At 46.7% G+C, this 19,131-nt stretch carries 17 protein-coding genes and 1 tRNA gene; 2 read left to right on the forward strand and 16 right to left on the reverse strand.

Annotated elements, in window-relative coordinates; translation table 11 throughout:
- Positions 1-429: 429 nt before the first annotated feature.
- The 3 genes from FFM79_RS11885 to tnpA all read right to left on the reverse strand — a co-directional run bounded on the left by FFM79_RS11885 (position 430) and on the right by tnpA (position 1,993).
- Entirely contained in the window at positions 430-675 is a 246-nt protein-coding gene (locus FFM79_RS11885; protein WP_137643704.1) for a hypothetical protein, read from the reverse strand.
- Positions 676-824: 149 nt separating this feature from the next.
- Entirely contained in the window at positions 825-1,208 is a 384-nt protein-coding gene (locus FFM79_RS11890) for a hypothetical protein (RefSeq protein ID WP_137643705.1), read from the reverse strand.
- A gap of 320 nt (positions 1,209-1,528) precedes the next feature.
- Positions 1,529-1,993, reverse strand: a complete 465-nt coding sequence (gene tnpA, locus FFM79_RS11895; RefSeq protein ID WP_137643706.1) for an IS200/IS605 family transposase — start codon at positions 1,991-1,993, stop codon at positions 1,529-1,531.
- A 186-nt stretch (positions 1,994-2,179) separates the two neighbouring features.
- On the opposite strand from tnpA, the gene FFM79_RS11900 reads away from it, so the two are divergent.
- Positions 2,180-2,956 (forward strand): tyrosine-type recombinase/integrase, encoded by a 777-nt coding sequence (locus tag FFM79_RS11900; protein ID WP_137643707.1) that lies wholly within the window; start codon positions 2,180-2,182, stop codon positions 2,954-2,956.
- 28 nt (positions 2,957-2,984) lie between these two features.
- Here FFM79_RS11900 and FFM79_RS11905 read toward each other — a convergent pair whose 3' ends face one another.
- The 10 genes from FFM79_RS11905 to FFM79_RS11950 all read right to left on the reverse strand — a co-directional run bounded on the left by FFM79_RS11905 (position 2,985) and on the right by FFM79_RS11950 (position 15,258).
- Positions 2,985-3,899, reverse strand: coding sequence for a hypothetical protein (locus FFM79_RS11905; protein ID WP_137643708.1), 915 nt, complete (start codon positions 3,897-3,899; stop codon positions 2,985-2,987).
- A gap of 153 nt (positions 3,900-4,052) precedes the next feature.
- Positions 4,053-4,137: transfer RNA gene (locus FFM79_RS11910), tRNA-Leu, on the reverse strand.
- Between the two features lie 58 nt (positions 4,138-4,195).
- A complete protein-coding gene (thrB, locus tag FFM79_RS11915; protein ID WP_137643709.1) occupies positions 4,196-5,071 on the reverse strand; it encodes a homoserine kinase in 876 nt (291 codons plus the stop codon).
- 8 nt (positions 5,072-5,079) lie between these two features.
- Entirely contained in the window at positions 5,080-6,366 is a 1,287-nt protein-coding gene (locus tag FFM79_RS11920; RefSeq protein ID WP_137643710.1) for a homoserine dehydrogenase, read from the reverse strand.
- Between the two features lie 70 nt (positions 6,367-6,436).
- Positions 6,437-6,883: a SprT family protein gene (locus tag FFM79_RS11925; protein ID WP_137643711.1), complete on the reverse strand. Its 447-nt coding sequence runs from the start codon at positions 6,881-6,883 to the stop codon at positions 6,437-6,439.
- Complete coding sequence (locus FFM79_RS11930; protein WP_137643712.1) at positions 6,876-9,053, reverse strand: Tex family protein; 2,178 nt, start codon at positions 9,051-9,053, stop codon at positions 6,876-6,878. Before FFM79_RS11930 ends, FFM79_RS11925 begins: the two co-directional genes overlap by 8 nt.
- 509 nt (positions 9,054-9,562) lie before the next feature.
- A complete protein-coding gene (locus tag FFM79_RS11935; protein WP_137643713.1) occupies positions 9,563-9,997 on the reverse strand; it encodes a hypothetical protein in 435 nt (144 codons plus the stop codon).
- 56 nt (positions 9,998-10,053) lie between these two features.
- On the reverse strand, positions 10,054-12,711 hold the full coding sequence (locus tag FFM79_RS11940; RefSeq protein ID WP_137643714.1) for a cation-translocating P-type ATPase: 2,658 nt from the start codon (positions 12,709-12,711) through the stop codon (positions 10,054-10,056).
- Positions 12,712-12,950: 239 nt separating this feature from the next.
- Positions 12,951-13,778 carry an NAD(+) synthase gene (nadE, locus tag FFM79_RS11945; protein ID WP_137643715.1) on the reverse strand — a complete coding sequence of 276 codons (828 nt, stop codon included), beginning with the start codon at positions 13,776-13,778 and terminating at the stop codon, positions 12,951-12,953.
- 13 nt (positions 13,779-13,791) lie between these two features.
- Positions 13,792-15,258, reverse strand: a complete 1,467-nt coding sequence (locus tag FFM79_RS11950) for a nicotinate phosphoribosyltransferase (RefSeq protein WP_137643716.1) — start codon at positions 15,256-15,258, stop codon at positions 13,792-13,794.
- 156 nt (positions 15,259-15,414) lie between these two features.
- Here FFM79_RS11950 and FFM79_RS11955 point away from each other — a divergent pair, with 156 nt between their 5' ends.
- A complete protein-coding gene (locus FFM79_RS11955; RefSeq protein WP_137643717.1) occupies positions 15,415-16,152 on the forward strand; it encodes a WecB/TagA/CpsF family glycosyltransferase in 738 nt (245 codons plus the stop codon).
- Between the two features lie 159 nt (positions 16,153-16,311).
- Here the strand turns inward: FFM79_RS11955 and FFM79_RS11960 are convergent, their stop codons facing one another.
- The 3 genes from FFM79_RS11960 to proC all read right to left on the reverse strand — a co-directional run bounded on the left by FFM79_RS11960 (position 16,312) and on the right by proC (position 19,096).
- Complete coding sequence (locus FFM79_RS11960) at positions 16,312-17,013, reverse strand: GntR family transcriptional regulator (RefSeq protein WP_137643732.1); 702 nt, start codon at positions 17,011-17,013, stop codon at positions 16,312-16,314.
- 27 nt (positions 17,014-17,040) lie between these two features.
- The gene (gene nagA / locus FFM79_RS11965; RefSeq protein ID WP_137643718.1) at positions 17,041-18,177 is read right to left on the reverse strand and encodes an N-acetylglucosamine-6-phosphate deacetylase; all 1,137 of its coding nucleotides are present in this window, start codon (positions 18,175-18,177) and stop codon (positions 17,041-17,043) included.
- 127 nt (positions 18,178-18,304) lie between these two features.
- A complete protein-coding gene (proC, locus tag FFM79_RS11970; protein WP_137643719.1) occupies positions 18,305-19,096 on the reverse strand; it encodes a pyrroline-5-carboxylate reductase in 792 nt (263 codons plus the stop codon).
- Between the last annotated feature and the right edge of the window lie 35 nt (positions 19,097-19,131).

Consider the following 19,131-nt stretch of genomic DNA (forward strand, 5'->3'; position numbering starts at 1 on the left):
CCACTATAAAGTAATAGAGGCATAGGAGCACCCCGTCGGGTAACTTCTATGCCTCTAAGCTTAGTATTTTTTGCATCAAAAAATCCTTAAATTCTTGATGCACCAAAAATTAATGAACCTTACAGTGTCTTAGCTTGTCTCGTTTTCTGAATGCATTCTAGCTTAACGCGTTCCAGCCGATTCTAAAATCTTCTGCATCAAAATTTACATCAAGAAAATCTTAAAGCACTGATACTACTCACTTCTTACTGGCTTAAATGCCAACTTAACCTCGTCTAAATCACGTTGTAACTGGTTAAAATCGTCCTTAACCCGGTCTAGTAGCATTTTCTGATTCCCGTTTAAGTGATCTTTTCTAAGCCGAATAGTATCGAATTGTTTTTACATACGCTCAAAATACGGGATTATGTCCAACAAATTATTTTCGGCTTATTTATACTTTCTAGTTCCGAAATCATCAACAATCGCAATTAAACCGGGGACCTTACCACACACAACCCTTCCCAATAATCCTTGCAACACACCAAACCGTGGATGACCGGCACTAGTAAATATCGCCGTTTTTAGCCTTCTATCCTTAGATAACTTATCCCAAATCTCCTTTTGCGTGAGTTCATCACTATTGGCCAGCACTTCTTTAACCCCTGTTAGTACTCTTTGAGTCGCATTTAACATCTAAACCTCATCCTTTCTACACTTAATACCCTTGTTTTAACTCTGGATGAGTAGTTAAATCCTGTGAGTTCGATGTCAATGATGCATTTTACTTCTATTAATATATAAAATTAAAAGAGTCCAACAACGGACTCTTTTAACGTAAACCTTTAGTCTTCTTCAGTTAAATCCTCAATGGCATTTTCAATAATTTTTAGTGCTTCAGCTAATTGTTCTTGTTGGATTTTAGATAGCTCATTATATTCGGATAGCTTTAAGTCATACTGGTCCTTAACATTCTTCAAGTCGCCAACCACTAACTTCTTCACATTAGTATCTTTAGCAAATTTAGTCTTATCAGATATCCGGTATTTACCACGGCCAATTGATTCTACACGATGTTCATTTTTCATACCGTTTAAAACACCTGATATTGAGGATGGGGTATGGTTTGAAAAAGTATCATTAAGTCGCTTTGTTGTAATGCCATCTTCACCAGCTTTTTGAATTACCTTATATAACTGCTCATTAAACGGAACATTTGCCTTAGACATGTAAATTCCCACTTTCTATTTAGGCCTAAGAAGAACTTCAATACTTCGAAGTCTTCAAGTAACTTGCTACGATTAATATAATATCCTATTACCTTTCATTTGTAAAGTGTATTTAGCAGTTATTTTAAGAGGACTTTCAACGCATTCTTTTCGTGGGCAGATGACGTTCTGAATTTAAAAACTTCTTATTACAGTAAATATCCACCCGCATAGCGGGTGGCTTTTTATTAGCCCTAGAAGGGCTCACCACACGCAAAAAGCCCCTTAAAGGGGCCCAACAAAAGACTACCAACCGCTCACGTTCGCTTTACTGATTGCTTTTATTTTTTAAATGGATCTCGATACTCACGTTTCGTCATACTGTCGTTCACTCGATCTTCAGCTTCCTGTTCTCGAATATACTTGGCAATGGTTTTTTGATTTAGTCCGACTGTACTAACATAATATCCACGGGCCCAAAAGCTCCGATTACCATAATTGTATTTTAAATTGGCGTGTCGTTCATGTATGATTACCGCACTACGACCTTTTAAATAACCCATAAAACTAGATACACTCATTTTGGGTGGGATTCTCACCAACATATGGATATGATCCGGCATTGCATGCGTTTCCATTATTTCGACGTCTTTTAACTCACAAAGCCGCCTTAATATTTTTCCTATATCCGCTCGCAACTTACCGTAAATAATTTTTCGTCGATACTTTGGCGTAAACACAATATGATACTTACAATTCCAACGGGTATGTGCTAAGCTACTATCGTCTTTACTTTGTTTAGACATATAAAACATCCTCTCGCTCTGTTTAATTTGGTTGGTAGCCGATAAACAGTATACCGAAAGGATGTTTTTTTAGTTAAAGCCATTTCTGACCCCCACAAGTAAAACTTGTGGTTTATTTTTCACTATAAGAAAAACCCTACAATCGTTAGACTCATCTGTCTAACGATTGTAGGGCACTTCAGCAGTGTGCTTAACCCAGCCGTTGACATGGGGATTATTGAAAAGAACAATATCCGAGAAATGCAACTCAGTAATTTAATTGTGAATCCAACCCGGTCGCAAACGACCAAGCATAAACAAATTATTCACCAAGTTTATTCACAAAAAGAGTTAAAATTCATTGTCACCGAATTAGCAACTGACGAAACAGTCCCACATTGGTTCTACAATTTTGTGGTCATCATGGCTAATACCGGTTTACGCGACCAAGAAATGGCCGCCCTAGATATCAATAACTCAGTTAACCTGAAGGAGCAGTATTTACAAATTGATAAAGCCATTACCGGTGTTAAAGGACAACGTAAACGGTTAGGGCCAACCAAGAACGGCGTTCACCGGCGAGTTTATTTTAATAACATAGTTAAAGAAACGATTATTGACCAAATCAAAGTTATCAAACGCTTAATGGCTAAACACGCTGATTACGGTTGGCAGGAAACGCCCAACAGCGAAAAACTCTATTTCCTGTTTGCCCACGGTAATGGCCTACCATTTGCAGTGCCTTACTTAGGTCGCAGGTGGACAACCGCCATCGCTGACCACCCTGACATCCCCAAATACAGTCTTTACTCGTTACGGCACACTTATGCCACCTTGATGTATAAAAAGACGCAGGACGCCCCTACGGTAGCTAAAAGTTTAGGTCATACAGTAGCAACCTTCCTTAGGTATTATGTAGATGCCTTGGATGAAGACCAAAAACAATTAAGTAACATTGATTTAATTATCTTGGATGATGATTAAATCTGAGTATTAAAAAAGCACGTGGACTTTAACGTCTACGTGTTCTTTTTTGACTGGTCTTATTTACTTTGGATAATTTGTCATCGATACTTCGGAGAGTTTCAGTCAGTTCATCTGAGTTAACACTTTTGTTATTCGGTGAATTGTAATTGTCTTTTCCTTCAGTTTTCCATCTTCTTCGAGTACTTCGAAGCAACCCGATAAAAACATTGTCTTTTACTCGTTCATTTCGAAACATTTTTGGAACATCATTTCCGATAATTATTCTGATAAACCAAATAATTAACATTGCTACTAAAGAAACTTCAAATATACTTGCAAATGTTGCCTTCAACTTTTTGTCTGCAGTTGTTGCCAAAAACATACTTAGAATGGGCACAGAAAAAGTCCAAAAATATGTATTTATATTAAACCATCTTTTATCATCATGGGGTCTATTCAAAATATTTTCCATTTCATCAATATACTCATCAAGCGTCTCTACATCGTTAATATTATTCTTAATTAGGATTTTATCAAAACTCAATTGACTTGTCTTTCCTTTAACAAAATGGTTTATCAGGATTAACAATGCTAAAAAAGCCAAGAATACTACCATCACTATTCCAAAAATAATTGCATTACCTTTAATATTCTTCATAGGAGTGTGAAAAAAGATACTCTCACACGTAAAAATACCAATAACAAATGCTATAAGACCTAATACCAACGCAATAGGTCTCAAAATATAAAAAAACCACCAACTATAATAAACATCATCATTAAACCGTAAGACCATTCCCCAATGAACAGGAACCCAGTTGAAATATTCTGTATATATATTTGCTAATTCTGGCGAATATCCAGATTCAACATACATTCTATAGACCTTTTTCTTATTAACTTTATATAAATCAGCCTTTTTAAACAATGATTTAAACCAATTTAACACTTTCCGTGACATTCAAAAACGCTCCCATCCCTTGCTATGCCTGCTGTTAAGACCTACCCATGCATCAAAATATGCATCATTCGCACAAATGTAGGTTCGAACACTAAAACAAAAGAGCCTTGAAACACCGGTATACCAGCATTTCAAAGCTCTTATATTCGTTAGTGCGGCCAAGAAGATTCGAACTTCCACCGGGTTAACCCCGACAAGATCCTTAATCTTGCGCGTCTGCCAATTCCGCCATGGCCGCATCAATAACTCACAAAAAATATTCTAACAAAATTTTGTGAGTCTGACAAGCACTAAAACTAAACTTTCTGAACTTTTACTCCGGTTGCGTCAACTGGCAACAGGTGTAATTGCCCCGTCAAGGCCGGATTTTGCTTCAATTGTTGCTGCAACGCCATCAGCTGGCCGTAATCACCTAGCGTAATAACGGTTGGACCGGCACCACTTAAATATGTTCCCGCCAGTCCGAGTTCGTGGGCCATTTGCCGCACTGTAGCTAAAGCCGGTACTAACTTGGCGCGGTACTGTTCGTGGAATTGGTCACGCTCTAACAACGGCAACGCCACCGCCCAATCTTGAGACGCCAGGGCGGCTACCAACGTATTGGCAACACTACTTCCCGCAATCGCCTGTTGATAAGATAATTCTGTCGGTAGCGCTTCGCGGCTCGCCGAAGTTAATAATTCTTCGTTTGGGACGTAGACGCTGGCAAACAGGTTCGGTAACGGTAACTTAACCGCGCGGACTTGCTGATCAACCACCGTCGCTACCACTAGGCCCCCTAAAAGCGCGGGCGCAACGTTATCCGGGTGTCCCTCTAACTGGGTCGCTACCTGGAGCAAGTCCGTTAACGAGCGCTTATTGCCACTTAATTCATTGGCTAATACTAGCCCCGCCACAATCGCGGTCGAACTACTACCGAGCCCGCGGGCCAACGGAATTTTCGACGCCATCTGCAACTGTTGCGGTTGAAGCGTCGGTTCTAACCCTAAAGCGGTTTTAATAATTAAATTACGTTCATCCGTCGGCACCTCGTCACCAAACGGGTGCTTAATTTCCCAATGGTCGCTGGGACGCACCACCTGCAGAGTCAGTTGCATATCCAGTGCGATTCCGATTGAATCAAAACCCGGCCCCAAATTAGCGGACGTCGCCGGTACTGTAATGGTTAACATGAGCTCACCTACGCATTCTTCAGAACTTTATAACTTGCCAACAGTTGCATGTTCGCCTGTTCGCCAATCGCGTGAGTAATTTCCGCTAACTGCTGGTCATTCATGGCGTGGGTAATGATCACGACCCGCGCGTTGCCGTCACCTAATTGACTCTGAATAATCCGACTAAACGAAACTTCGGCCTTGGTCATAATGGCAGTCAACTTCATCATCATCCCGGGCACGTCGCGCATCCGGAGGGCGATAAAGTGCGGATAAACCACGTCAACTGGCTTGGCTAAAACGGTATCTTGGCGGTACGAATTAAAAGTATTACCAGTCGTATCCAAAGCGATGTTCTTGGCCACCGTCGTAATGTCACTCAAAACACTGTTCGCCGTCGGTAATTCGCCGGCACCCGGGCCGTAAAACATTGTGTCACCCACGGCCGTCCCGGTAACCATCACGGCGTTATTTTCATTTTGAACGGTTGCTAACGGGTGCTGATCCGAAACCAGCACCGGTCCAACTGAGACGGCAATCCGGTCCTCAATTTCTTCCGCAATCCCCAATAGCTTAATGGTATAGCCTAATTGATGGGCTTCCGCAATGTCTTCCGGACTAATCTTGGTAATTCCTTGAACCTGAACGTGGTCCATCGATAAACTCATCCCAAACGCAAACTGCGTCAAAATAATCATCTTATAGGCCGCATCGAGCCCTTCCACGTCGTTCGTCGGATCACTTTCGGCAAAGCCCAACGCCTGCGCGGAACTCAACGCTTGATCGTAAGACCAGTGCTTCGTTAGCATCTGCGTCATGATGTAGTTAGTCGTCCCGTTGACGATTCCCATCACCCGCTGAATTTTATCGGCCGCAAAACTGTTATCAATGGTCCGTAAAATTGGAATCCCACCAGCCACGCTGGCTTCATAGAATAAATCGCGGTGGTGTTCCCGCGCAATGTGCACGAGTTCGCGTCCATACTGGGCAATTAGGTCCTTATTGGCCGTCACCACGTGCTTCCCCGCTTCGAGGGCCCGAGTGATGTATTCCTTTGCTGGGTGAATCGAGCCCATAACTTCAACCATGATTTGAATAGAAGGATCCGATAGTAACGTTTCAATCTTGTCGGTCAGTTGAACGTCCCCTAAGTCCGTTTGTTGATGCTTTTTTAAATTATGCACGACCACGCAGGCCAACTCTAATTTCCGACCCGTAATTTCGGAAATTTTAGCTTGGTGGGCTTGTAACATCTTAACAACGCCGGTCCCAACGGTACCTAGCCCGACAATCCCAATTTTAATCGTTTCCATCGTAAACCCTCCATCATTTTTAATATTGTAAACCCATTCTATCGAAAGCCCCGGTGTTAAGCAAATACTTTCAAATTAACTTGATGGGTCCCCGACACCGGCCACAAGTATAACGCGTGGGGTCCATCCGGCGTTGCCGCCGGTACAATTGTCCACAACGCTGACACTGGTAGGTATATCGGTAAGTGCGCACGCGCGGTTGCTTCGGTGCCGGCGCATACCGGGAACCGCCAACTTGAGCTAACAATTGCTTAAACGCCGGGTCCCGGTGACGATAGCCCCGGTGCGTCAGGTGCAAGTGGTAATGGCACAACTCGTGCTTAATCACCCCAATCAGGGTCGCACGACCAAAATCCGTCAGCATCTTCGGGTTAATATCAATATTATGGCTTTGCAGCTGGTAGCGACCACCAGTTGTCCTTAGGCGCGCATTAAAAACAGCCTGGTGGTTAAACGGGCGTTGAAACGCTCGCCTTGAAATTTCGCAAACCAGCGTTTGGAGTTCGGCATCAGTCATTAGCCGCCTGCGGTTTAATCATGGTCAACGCGATCCGCTGCCGCCGTTCATCAATTTCGTCAACCCACACGGTCACAATATCACCAACCGCAACTGCTTGTCGGGGATCCTTTAAGAACTTATTCGTTAGCTTGGACACGTGGACCAAGCCGTCCTGCTTAACCCCGACGTCAACGAACGCCCCAAAATCAACCACGTTGCGCACGGTTCCTTGTAATTGCATACCGGGCCGTAAATCACTCATTTTCAGCACGTCCTGTCTAAGCAACGGTGCCGGCATCGTATCCCGGACGTCACGGCCGGGTTTTTGTAAACTCTGAACAATATCTTTCAGCGTTAACACCCCAACGCCAGTTTCCGGTGCCAGCCGTTGCAAGTCTAACCGATTTAATTGTTGCGCCTTGGCAGTCCCAACATCCGTTGCTTTCAGGCCAGCCGCCGTTAGTAACGCCTTCGCCGCCGGATAGCTTTCGGGGTGGATATCCGTATTATCAAAAATGGTCTTACCATTAATAATCCGCAAAAAACCAACCGATTGTTCATAAGCTTTCGGCCCTAAGCGCGGGACCTTTTTCAGTTGCGGCCGACTAGCAAAGCGGCCGTTTTCATCCCGATACGCTACGATGTTCGTCGCAATCGTAGCCGACAAACCTGAAATATGCGTCAACAGCTCCGCACTTGCCGTATTCAAGTTCACCCCAACCTGGTTAACTGCGGTTTCGACTACGTTATCTAATTGAGCGGTTAATTCCTTTTGCGGGACGTCGTGTTGGTATTGGCCAACTCCCACCGACTTCGGGTCGATTTTAATCAATTCTGCAAGGGGATCTTGCAGTCGTCGACCAATACTAATGGCACTCCGCTGTTCAACGTGGAGCGTTGGAAATTCGGCGCGGGCCTTGGCACTTGCCGAATACACGGAAGCACCGGCCTCGTTCACAATCACGTAGTACACTGGCCGGGCTAGCGTTTTAAGTACTTTAGCCACGAATTCTTCCGATTCACGCGACGCGGTTCCGTTACCAATCGCAATCATTTCGACCTGATACTTTTCCAAAAAGGCCTTAAACTCATCCGCCGCCGCAGCCCGTTTAGCCGGGGCCGCCGGTTTATGGGGATAAATCACCAGCTTATCCAGAAACTTGCCGTTTGCATCCATCACGGCTAATTTACAACCGGTCCGGTACGCCGGGTCAAAGCCCAGGACGACCCGGCCCTTCAATGGCGCCTGCATCAACAGGTGGTATAAGTTATCCCCAAATACGTGGATGGCTTGTTGATCAGCTTTTTCGGTCAGCTCATTACGAAGTTCCCGCTCAATAGCTGGCGCAATGAACCGTTTATAAGCATCCTGATACGCCGCTTCAACGAGCGCCACCGCGGGCCCAGTATGCTGGCCAATAAAGCGAAAATGACAGTACCGGTCAAACGCGTCGCGGTCAACTTGAATCCCGACCCGCAAAACTTTCTCCTTTTCGCCGCGGTTTAAAGCCAACACCCGGTAACCAACCAGTTGCTTCAACGGGCTATCAAAGTCATAGTATTGCTGATAAACACCCTGTTCATCAAGTTCTTTGCCCTTCGGTTTAACCTTGGCGACCACGTGCCCGCGTTCCCGGGTGTCATTTCGTACCCAGTTTCGCAATTGGGCATTGTCCCCAAAGGCTTCCGCCAAAATTTCATGGGCGCCAGCCAGCGCAGCAGCCGTATCGGCCACGTCCTTATCCGGTGCAACAAATTGTTGGGCCTGCGCTTCCACGCCACTTTTTGGAAATTTTAATAACCAAGCTGCCAACGGTTCCAGGCCCGCATCCTTAGCCACCGTTGCCTTCGTCCGGCGCTTTTGCTTATACGGCAAGTACAGGTCCTCAACGTCCTGCAACTTGGTCGCCCGCTCAATTGACCGCTTCAACACCTGTGTCAACTGCCCCTGCTCGTCAATTAACTTAATCACATCGGCTTTCCGACTCTGCAAGCTCGCCAAGCGGTCGTAATTATCCTTAATTTCGCGAATCGCAACTTCATCGAGATCCCCCGTCCGTTCCTTCCGGTAACGCGCAATAAACGGGACCGTGTTGCCTTCATCCATCAATCCCAGGACGGCCTTGATCTGCCCGCCCCGGTAATTAGTTAAAGTCTGTTCCACTAACGTTAAAATTTGATTATCCATGATTTCACCCATTCTTTAGTTCCTGTTTATATTATACGCGTTTTACTGGTCGTTTCCGCGTAGTAAATGGCGCTTCCCAATTAACAACTAAAGCCCCTGTCATCACAACATAAAAGCCGTCGCGTCAGCGTTCTATACTGACGGACAGCTTTTTTAGCGCAGTATCAATTGGTGTTGATACTACTATTCTGTCAAAACGTGCTAAGCAGGGCAGCTCCTTGCGCCTAGCTACGACAAAGCGACAACTGGCAAAAACCACCAGTCATCGCTTTGTGCATTTTCCTGCCGCTCTGTCGAAACGTGCAATTCAAGGCAGTGACCTCCGCCTAGCTACGACAGGGCCACAGCTAGCTATGAACTGGTTTTACGCTTTCCTGCTACTCTGTCGAAACGTGCTAAGCGGGGCAGCTTCTTGCGCCTAGCTACGACAAAGCGACAACTGGCAAAAATCACCAGTCATCGCTTTGTCTAGGCTATGCTCGGAAGCTAAGCGCCCCGCTTAGCACTCTTTACATCACCATATTCATAATCCGCTGCACATCACCCGACACGTGGGCCATCTGTTCCTCCTGGTCCTTTTCCGCCTGGTTGAATGCCGCCACATCGACCTTCTGATTTTCAATATCTAAGCTCGCCGTCATCGCCGCACACGCCTTCGCGTACGCCTCATACGCCGTCACCAAATTACGATGCCGCCCCATCAGTCGTACCGGGACCTGGGCGCGCTTTAACTGATTCAAATTCTGCTGGTACTGTTCCGTTCCATCACTAAATTCCATCTGAATATCATTAAATTCAGCGGGAACCATCGCCGCCACTGCGTCATCATCAATTGCTTTGCGAAGCTTTTCAAAGAAGGGGTTTAACTGCTCACCCATCTTTTCCGTACTTTCAATCACCTTTGATAACACTGGCATGTAGGTTTGAACCGTTGCTTTTTTCATCGTCGTCGCTCTTTTCTTAGTTGTTAGTTAAGGCTATTTTACCAGTTCAACGTCAATTATGCTTGCCGCATGTGACGACGTTGAAAGAACTTAACAATTTCAACGATGATGATCATCGAGAAGGAAGCTAAAGCAACAATTCCCCATTGGTAAGCGTCTAAATGCGTGACGTGGAATAAGCCGTTCAAGCCTGGAACCACGATTGTCACGGCTAACATCACGAAAGCGGCTAAAATCGCCCAGTTAAAGGCTTTGTTCCGGAACAAGCCGACCGTGAAGAGCGACTCGTGAATCGACTTCGAGTTAAACGCGTGGAACAATTGAATCAAGCCTAAGGTTGCAAACGCCATCGTCAACGCGTCGGCGTGAGCAAGTGACGAACTTGCGTGCACTGGGTAAGTTAACGCTAACCAGTAAACGAAGAGCGTAATGCCCCCTTCAAGCAGCCCTTGGTATAAAATACTGCTGAAAACGCCCCCGGAGAAGAAGTTGGAACTGCGGCCACGTGGCTGGTGCTTCATAATATTCTTTTCAGTTGGTTCAATCCCCAGCGCAATCGCTGGTAACGTATCGGTTACCAAGTTAATCCACAGGATATGCACCGGTGCCAAAATCTGCCAGCCAAGCATCGTCATCATGAACAGGGTCAAAACTTCCCCTAAGTTAGCAGAAAGCAAGTATTGAATTGCCTTTTGAATGTTCGCAAAGACCTTCCGACCCTCTTCAACCGCCACAACGATGGTGGCAAAGTTATCATCCGCGAGGACCATGTCACTGGCCCCCTTTGAAACTTCGGTCCCAGTAATCCCCATCCCAATTCCGATATCCGCGGCTTTCAATGCGGGCGCATCGTTAACCCCGTCACCGGTCATGGCAACCACTTTACCGCGTTTTTGCCATGCATTAACGATCCGCACCTTATGTTCAGGCGCAACCCGGGCGTACACGGAATATTGTTTCACTTTATGATTAAATTCAGAATCACTCATCGCATCTAATTCAGCCCCAGTGATTACGGCGTCATCATCACCTTCATCGATAATTCCAAGGCGGGCCGCGATGGCTTCCGCCGTATCGCGGTGGTCACCAGTAATCATTAACGGCCGAATTCCTGCCGACTTCGCGTCCGCAACTGCTTGGGCTGCTTCCGGACGTTCGGGGTCGATCATTCCAACCATTCCGGCAAAGACGAGTTCGTTTTCAAGCGTATCCGTATTAACCGTTTCTGGTATGGTCGTAATTTCTTTATAAGCAAACGCCAGCACGCGAAGGGCCTGGGTCGCTAATTCATGGTTAATCGCTAAAATTTGGTCCCGAACGGGCTTCGTTAACGGCGTCACTTGACCATCCGTTTCCACCCGCGTGACCCGTTTGAGTAATTCATCCGGCGCCCCCTTAACCGCTACTAAGAAGCGACCGTCACTTAACGGGTGCACCGTTGACATCAATTTCCGTTCTGAATCAAACGGTACTTCGTTAACCCGCGGCTTATCCGTCAAGAGCTGGTCAACCGGATAACCCTGATCCAAATTATATTGAATTAGGGCCGTTTCGGTTGGGTCCCCCGCTAAGCCGTCACTCATAATTTTGGTATCGTTACTTAAAATCATGGTTTGCGCTAAGTGACTATCCACCGGTAATTCGGTTGCACGCGCATCCACTAATTGTTGATTTAACACTAACTTTTCAACGGTCATCTTATTTTGAGTCAACGTCCCGGTCTTATCGGAAGCGATAATGTCGGTACTCCCCAGCGTTTCAACCGCAGGTAGTTTCCGAACTAACGCGTGGCGCTTAGCCATCCGTTGCGTTCCTAAGGCTAACGTGATCGTCACGATAGCTGGCAACCCTTCCGGAATGGCAGCTACGGCTAAAGAAATCGCCGTTAACAACATGTCGATCAAGCTTTCTGAACCTCGGAGCATCCCGATCCCGAAAACAATCGCGGCAATCACCAAAATCAGAATCGTCAATGATTTCCCTAATTGCGTCAAGTTGGCTTGCAGTGGCGTTGTCGTTTCGTCAGCATTTTCAATCATCCCGGCAATTCGACCAACCTCGGTCTGCATTCCAGTTGCCACCACGACCCCGGTCGCCCGACCGTAAGTCACGTTACTATTCATATAGGCCATGTTCAACCGGTCACCGATTGGTAAATCGCCGGCTTCTAGCGTCTCCGCGTTCTTTTCCACCGGAACGGATTCCCCGGTCAGTGCGGATTCTTCAACCTTCAGCGACGCACTTTCGATTAGTCGCAAGTCAGCGGGAACGATATCCCCCGCCTCCAACGACACGATGTCACCGGGAACCAGCTCATCACTTTTAACCGTTTGTAACTGACCATCCCGTAAAACGGTCGCGTCTGGCGCTGACATTTCCTTCAAAGCGTTAATGGCTTCTTCGGCTTTTGATTCTTGGAACACCCCGAAGATGGCGTTCAACACGACCACCATTAAAATAATGATCGCATCAACCGCTTCACCACTGAACGCGGCAATTAACGCGGCAACTAGCAGCACAATGATCATAAAATCCTTAAACTGGGCAATAAACTTCTGTAAGACGGTCGTCGTCTTCTGTTGATTCAAGGCGTTATGACCGTACTGTTCTAACCGAGCCTGGGCAGTCGTTTTTGAAAGTCCCTGCTCGTTGGTTTCCAGTTCGGTGTAAATCGCCGACAACGGTTGTTGGTACTTCGGTTGCTCTTTATTCATTGAAAGCTCCTCCTTGCATCTGTGAGCCCCATTCTCTAAATTGACCACTTATAGAAAATGAGACCCATGTATGCACGCAAAATTTGTGTGAACATACATAAGTCTCACTATTTAAGACAATACCGGATTGGCTTCTTGCTGACGACATTGCCGCAGAATTGCTCTGCTAGTTACTCCCTTATGATTATGGGAGTATTATAGCGGATTCTAGCGAGACTGTCCACTATTAGTCTTGACACCTATTTCCAAAACTCGTCGTAGATATTAATCGCCGCGTGCCGCTTATGGGCCGTCTTCCGGTACCAATTTTCAATTTTTTCAGCCGCGTCGCTAGCGATGGTTCGTCCTTCCAAATAATCATCAATATCGGTATAACGAACGCCAAGCGCAACCTCATCAGGGAGGGCTGGTCGGTCTTCTTCCAGGTCAGCCGTCGGCACCTTATCATATAAATGCTTAGGCGCATCAAGGGCGGCCAACATCGCCTTACCCTGCCGTTTATCTAAGCGCCACAGGGGAACGATGTCGGCACCGCCATCACCATACTTGGTGTAAAATCCGGTGACCGCTTCGGCCGCATGGTCGGTTCCCACAACGGCGCCAGCACGTTCACCCGCAATTCCGTACTGTACGATCATTCGTTCACGGGCCTTAATGTTACCCTTATTAAAGTCACTAATCGTTAAATCGTTGGTTTCTAAAGCCGCCTCCATGGCGTCCGTCGCGGGCTTGATGTCCACGCGCATGACGACGTCGGCCGCCATAAAACTGATTGCGTCCATGGCGTCAGCTTCATCCGCCTGAGCACCGTATGGTAAGCGCACCGCGATAAATTGGTACCGATCATCGCCAGTTTCTTCCCGCATTTCAGTGATCGCCATCTCGGCAAGTTTACCAGCCAACGTGGAGTCCTGGCCGCCCGAAATTCCGAGGACGTAAGTTTTTAAAAAGGTATTTTTCTTTAAGTAGGCTTTTAAAAAGTCGATGCTCCGCCGAATCTCAGCTTGTGGATCAATGCTTGGCGCAACGTGTAACGTTTTAATAATTTCTGCTTGTAATGGCCGCATTCCCCTTTACCTCCTAATAATCGATCTTATTGACCCAATCCCGAACCGAATGAATAATGTTCATCTTATGATCATACAGTTTCTGTGATAGGTCGACGGGATAATCTTGGGGATTCAAATCCCGTTTATATTCGTCCCACAGCGAATCTAAACTATCGTAGGCGTACTGCTTGATTGTGTCCAAATCAGGCAAGTCGTAAACCTGCTTACCATGATCATAAATTGGAATTAACACCGGCCGGGCGTCATAGTCACTAACAGTTTTATTAATATAGGTATAGCTCGGATGGAACATGTAAATGGATTCTTCATTGCGGGGGTCTTCATCGTATAACGTAACGTAGTCCCCTTCAGACTTACCATCCGCACGCTTCGTAATCCGCCAAATTTGTTTCTGGCCCGGCGTTGAAACCTTGCCCGCATTATTAGATAACTTGATCGTATCAACCATCTTATGCTGGTCATCTTCGATTGAAACCATCTTATAAACCGCTCCCAGTGCGGGTTGGTCAAACGCGGTAATCAGCTTCGTCCCAATTCCCCAAACACTAATTTTAGCGCCTTGCATTTTCAAGTTTTGAATGGTCTTTTCATCCAAGTCGTTGGAGGCGTAAATTTTAGCATCCGGGAACCCGGCTTCATCCAGCTGTTCACGAACTCGTTTGGACAAGTATGCCATGTCACCACTGTCAATTCGAACCCCTTGGAAATTGATGCGGTTGCCCATTTCCTTAGCAACTTTAATCGCGTTTGGAACGCCACTACGCAGCGTGTCGTAAGTATCAACTAAAAAGACGCAGTCGTGGTGCGTTTCCGCGTAAGCCTTAAACGCCTTATAATCATCACGATAAGTTTGAACCAACGCGTGGGCGTGGGTTCCGCTAATTGGAATGCCAAAAATTTTACCCGCGCGAACGTTACTCGTGGCATCAAAGCCACCAATATAAGCTGCGCGCGTTCCCCAGATTGCCGCGTCCAATTCTTGGGCCCGCCGCGTCCCAAATTCTAACAGTCCGTCTTCACCAACAACCGACTTGATGCGAGCAGCCTTCGTTGCAATCAAAGTTTGGTAATTGATGATATTGAGTAATGCGGTTTCAATCAACTGACAAGTTGCCAATGGTCCTTCAACCTGTAGCAACGGTTCGTTATTAAATACTAAATCGCCTTCACGGGCGGAACGAATCGTTGCGTCAAACTTAAAGTTTTTCAAATAATCTAAAAAACCATCCGAATAGTTACCAGTTTCGCGTAGGTAGGCAATATCCGTTTCCGTAAAGTGTAGGTTATTGATATAATTCACGATCCGCTCCAGGCCAGCAAAGATTGCGTACCCGTTATGAAACGGCATCTTCCGGAAAAAGACTTCAAACACCGCGTGCTTGTTTTGAATTCCCTCTTCCCAATAAGTTTGAATCATGTTGATTTGATAAGCATCCGTATGCAAGGTCAAACTATCATCCGGATAGATTTGCGTCATGAGTAATTTCTCCATTTCGTAGGTTGTAAACAGGTTTACAATATGTTAAGCCTATTTTAGCATTTTTCATCAGGGGAATGAATGTGGGACCCCAAAAAGTTGCAGAAAACTGCGATTTCCCTATACTTAGATTAATAGTAGAAAGCGAGGGGTCCTATGGTAACCACCTTTGAAACGGTCTCAATTTTAGACGTTCCTTTCATTAAAACAACTAACTTAGCGTTCGTGCACCAATTAGAAACAGACGTCGCAGCCCACCACAACCGCTTTGTGGTAACGGCCAACCCTGAAATTTTAATGTACGCCCGGACTCACCCGGACTACCAGGCGGTATTACACCAAGCCGACTACGTTACCCCCGATGGGATTGGTGTCATCCAGGGGGCTAAACTTCTCGGCACACCGCTCCCCGAACGCATTACGGGTTACGATACCTTACTAACGTTGCTCACTTGGGGACACCAAACGCACCGGCGAATTTTTCTCTTAGGCGCCAAACCGGCCGTGCTCGCTCAAGTCCAGGCTAAGCTTCGCCACGACTACCCCGGGATTGAAATTGTGGGGGCGCAGGACGGGTACTTCCAAGATGAGGCTCCGGTCGTTGCGCAAATCATCGCTGCCAAACCCGACATGATCTTCGTTGCCACCGGTTTTCCCAAGCAAGAATTTTTCATTGCAAAGTACCGGCAGCGTTACGATGCGCTCTGGATGGGGGTTGGTGGAAGCTTCGACGTCTTAGCGGGGGCGGTGAAACGGGCCCCTCAGTTCTGGCAACGGCACCACGTGGAATGGCTATACCGCTTAATTCAGGAACCGACCCGCCTCAAGCGGATGCTGGTTTTGCCGCGCTACCTCCGACTCGTCAAACGAATCGCGAAGCAGCAACGGGCTTAAAAAACAGTTCTATGATATGTAGTGTTCCAGCCAACCGGTTACCCCCGCTGCTGGCGGCATATCAACACCAATTGGTACAGAAAAAACGGGAATGCCCAGCTGGGCACTCCCGTTTTTAACTGCCGCGCAAGCCTAACTACGACGCTTGCGTTTTCACGTTTATTTTTCAAGATAGAATTCAAACCGGTTACCAACGTACTGCGTCCGAACGTACTCAAACGGTTCGCCCGTCTGCAAGTACGAAATTTGGCGTAGTCGTAACAGTGCGTCGCCCCGCCGAACGGATAGGTACTCCGCAATGCGCTCCGAAGCCGACATTGCCGACACGGTCTGTTGCGCCTTACCCGGAATAAACCCGGCCTTCGCTTCCAACGTGCGGTAAAGCGAACTCGTAATCTCATCCTTCGTAAACTGCTTGACCAACCGTTCGGGAACCGTCGCCACTTCAAAACAGATTGGCACGTCATCGCCGTAGCGAATCCGCTCCATTCGAAGCACCTGTTCGTTAGGTTGCAACGCTAACTTTTCACTTTCCGAGAGCGACGGGCTCGTCACGTGGTACGAGATCGTCTTACTCGAAGGGACCTTCCCCTGAGCTAACATTAAATCGGTAAAACTCGTCACACCGGACATCTTCTCCTGGACCTTTTGATTAGCCACAAACGTCCCGGCGCCGACCCGCCGCTCCAATATTCCTTCATCAACCAACGTTTGGATGGCTTGGCGAAGCGTCATCCGGCTGACGTCAAACTGGCTAGCCAGCTCCCGTTCAGACGGAATCCGATCACCTACGGCCCACCGTCCGGCCTCAATGGCTTGCTTAATTTGGTTGTGGATTTGAATATAAATTGGCGAACTCATGGTCTTCATCCCTTACTTCCATCATAATTATTTGGCTACGTGTTGCCCGTAACTATAAGTTGCAACTAAGTTTTGGTTGCCGTCCAAAATGTTTAAGTCGGCATCCTTACCAGCTTCCAACGTCCCCTTCTGGGTTAAACCAAATTCACGTGCTTGGTTAACGGAAGCCATCTTAACAGCTTCCGCAATTCCGCAACCCGTAAATTTCTGAATGTTTTTGAAAGCGTCAATATACGTTAACACGGAACCGGCTAAGTTACCAGCTTCAAGCCGTGCTTGACCGTCTTTAACGATTACTTTTTGACCACCTAATTCACTTACGCCATCTGGTTCACCCTTGGCACGCATCGAGTCGGTAACCAATTCAATGCGGTCAACGCCCTTTTGTTCATAAGCGAGTTTGATCATGTCTGGGACGATGTGGAAACCGTCACAGATCAATTCACAGTACATGTTGTTTTCAAGCATGGCGTGGCCAGTGACCCCTGGTTCGCGGTGCTTGAATTCACGTTGCGCGTTGTATAAATGCGTGACGTGGGTTGCTTTACTTGCTAATAATTGTTCACGAGTCGCGTTACTATGACCAACGGAAGGAACAATTCCGTTTTCCAAGCAGTACTTTTCAAAGTCCCGCGAGCCTGGATCTTCGGGTGCGTAAGTAATTAACTTAACGCGACCACCAGATAACTTGTTCCAGTTGTCGAGCAATTCAACGTTTGGATTTTTGATGTACTTTTCAGGTTGAGCACCCTTAAAGTCAGCAGAAATGAATGGGCCTTCCAAGTGAACCCCTTGGATAACTGGGTTTTCTTCAGCAGCCTTCTTGATTCCTTCCATCGAATGATTCAAGTTTTCCGTTGACTGGGTCATGGTCGTACAGAAATATGACGTAATCCCTTCACGGGCCACCATATCGTTAACCATTTCGTTGATTTCTTCAGGATTTCCATCCATCGAATCAAAACTATAACCACCGTGGCTGTGGACGTCGATAAAGCCAGGTACAATCGTCTTTCCACTTACAAATTCAATTTCATCGTCAGGTTGGGCAACGTAGTCATCCATTGGGCCAACCGCTTCAATTTCCTTACCAAAACGAATGTAGCCGTCATCGATTTTTTCCAAACCAGTATAAATGATGGCGTGTTTTAACACTTTGCTCATGAACAATTCCTCCTTGGATTTACTGCTTACATTATAATCGGTATAGACCAACTTTGCAACCGCAAACACCAAGTATTTTTATCTAGTGATTAATCACCGCAGAACCGCAACCGAGCAAGCTTATCAGCTAGTCGGTTCCGAGCTCTTTGGCAATCGTAGCGTCAATGCCCTTTACCACCGCGGTCATAAAACCAGCTTCTTCCATCGCTAACAATCCGGCCACCGTAGTGCCACCCGGCGACGAAACTTGATCAATTAAATCAAACGGAATCTTATCAGATTTCAAGACCATCTCGGCGCTACCAAGGGTCGCTTGCGCGGCGATTTTAGTGGCCGCCGCCTTGCTAAGCCCGTGTTTAACACCGGCTCTAGCCATCGCATCAATGAAGAAATAGATATAGGCGGGCGAGCTACCAGCTAAGGCCGCAAACGTACTAAAATCCTTCTCCGCCACTTCACTAGTTGCCCCAATGGCATCAAAAAGTTGTTGACCCGCTTGATACTGGGCGGTCGTTAACGCGTCGTTTCCAATCAAGGCGGTCATTCCGGCCCCAATTGCGACGTTAACGTTTGGCATGATGCGTAAAATACCGACTTCGGGCACCACCTCGGCATAGTCCGCTAAACTAAGGCCCGAAACCATCGTAATAACCCACTTACCCGCTAAAGCTGGTTGGACTTCCCGTAACGCTGCTAACGCAATGTTGGGCTTAATGGCCAAGACGACCACGTCCGCCGCGGTCGCAACCGCCAAATTACTGTCAACGGCATTTAACCCGTTAGCTTGTGCGTACGGTTGATAACTTTGTTTGTGCGCACTGTGTACGTAAATATCGCCAGGCGCAACCGCCGCCTTTTTTAGCCAACCATCAATAATGGCCCGTCCCATGTTGCCAGCGCCAATAAAACCAATCTTCATATTAAAACTCCTCACTAAACGGCCGCATCATTTGC

Origin of the sequence: Lactiplantibacillus modestisalitolerans (assembly GCF_005405425.1) — a bacterium.
Classification (GTDB): Bacteria; Bacillota; Bacilli; order Lactobacillales; family Lactobacillaceae; genus Lactiplantibacillus; species Lactiplantibacillus modestisalitolerans.

Coding starts and splice junctions, on each gene's coding strand:
- FFM79_RS11930 (WP_137643712.1), bottom strand. CDS start 9,053: ATGGATAATCAAATTTTAACGTTAGTGGAACAGACTTTAACTAATTAC.
- FFM79_RS11950 (WP_137643716.1), bottom strand. CDS start 15,258: ATGACGCAAATCTATCCGGATGATAGTTTGACCTTGCATACGGATGCT.
- FFM79_RS11885 (WP_137643704.1), bottom strand. CDS start 675: ATGTTAAATGCGACTCAAAGAGTACTAACAGGGGTTAAAGAAGTGCTG.
- FFM79_RS11925 (WP_137643711.1), bottom strand. CDS start 6,883: ATGACTGATGCCGAACTCCAAACGCTGGTTTGCGAAATTTCAAGGCGA.
- FFM79_RS11905 (WP_137643708.1), bottom strand. CDS start 3,899: ATGTCACGGAAAGTGTTAAATTGGTTTAAATCATTGTTTAAAAAGGCT.
- FFM79_RS11960 (WP_137643732.1), bottom strand. CDS start 17,013: ATGAGTTCGCCAATTTATATTCAAATCCACAACCAAATTAAGCAAGCC.
- FFM79_RS11940 (WP_137643714.1), bottom strand. CDS start 12,711: ATGAATAAAGAGCAACCGAAGTACCAACAACCGTTGTCGGCGATTTAC.
- FFM79_RS11890 (WP_137643705.1), bottom strand. CDS start 1,208: ATGTCTAAGGCAAATGTTCCGTTTAATGAGCAGTTATATAAGGTAATT.
- FFM79_RS11955 (WP_137643717.1), top strand. CDS start 15,415: ATGGTAACCACCTTTGAAACGGTCTCAATTTTAGACGTTCCTTTCATT.
- proC (WP_137643719.1), bottom strand. CDS start 19,096: ATGAAGATTGGTTTTATTGGCGCTGGCAACATGGGACGGGCCATTATT.
- FFM79_RS11920 (WP_137643710.1), bottom strand. CDS start 6,366: ATGGAAACGATTAAAATTGGGATTGTCGGGCTAGGTACCGTTGGGACC.
- thrB (WP_137643709.1), bottom strand. CDS start 5,071: ATGTTAACCATTACAGTACCGGCGACGTCCGCTAATTTGGGGCCGGGT.
- tnpA (WP_137643706.1), bottom strand. CDS start 1,993: ATGTCTAAACAAAGTAAAGACGATAGTAGCTTAGCACATACCCGTTGG.
- nagA (WP_137643718.1), bottom strand. CDS start 18,177: ATGAGCAAAGTGTTAAAACACGCCATCATTTATACTGGTTTGGAAAAA.
- nadE (WP_137643715.1), bottom strand. CDS start 13,778: ATGCGGCCATTACAAGCAGAAATTATTAAAACGTTACACGTTGCGCCA.
- FFM79_RS11935 (WP_137643713.1), bottom strand. CDS start 9,997: ATGAAAAAAGCAACGGTTCAAACCTACATGCCAGTGTTATCAAAGGTG.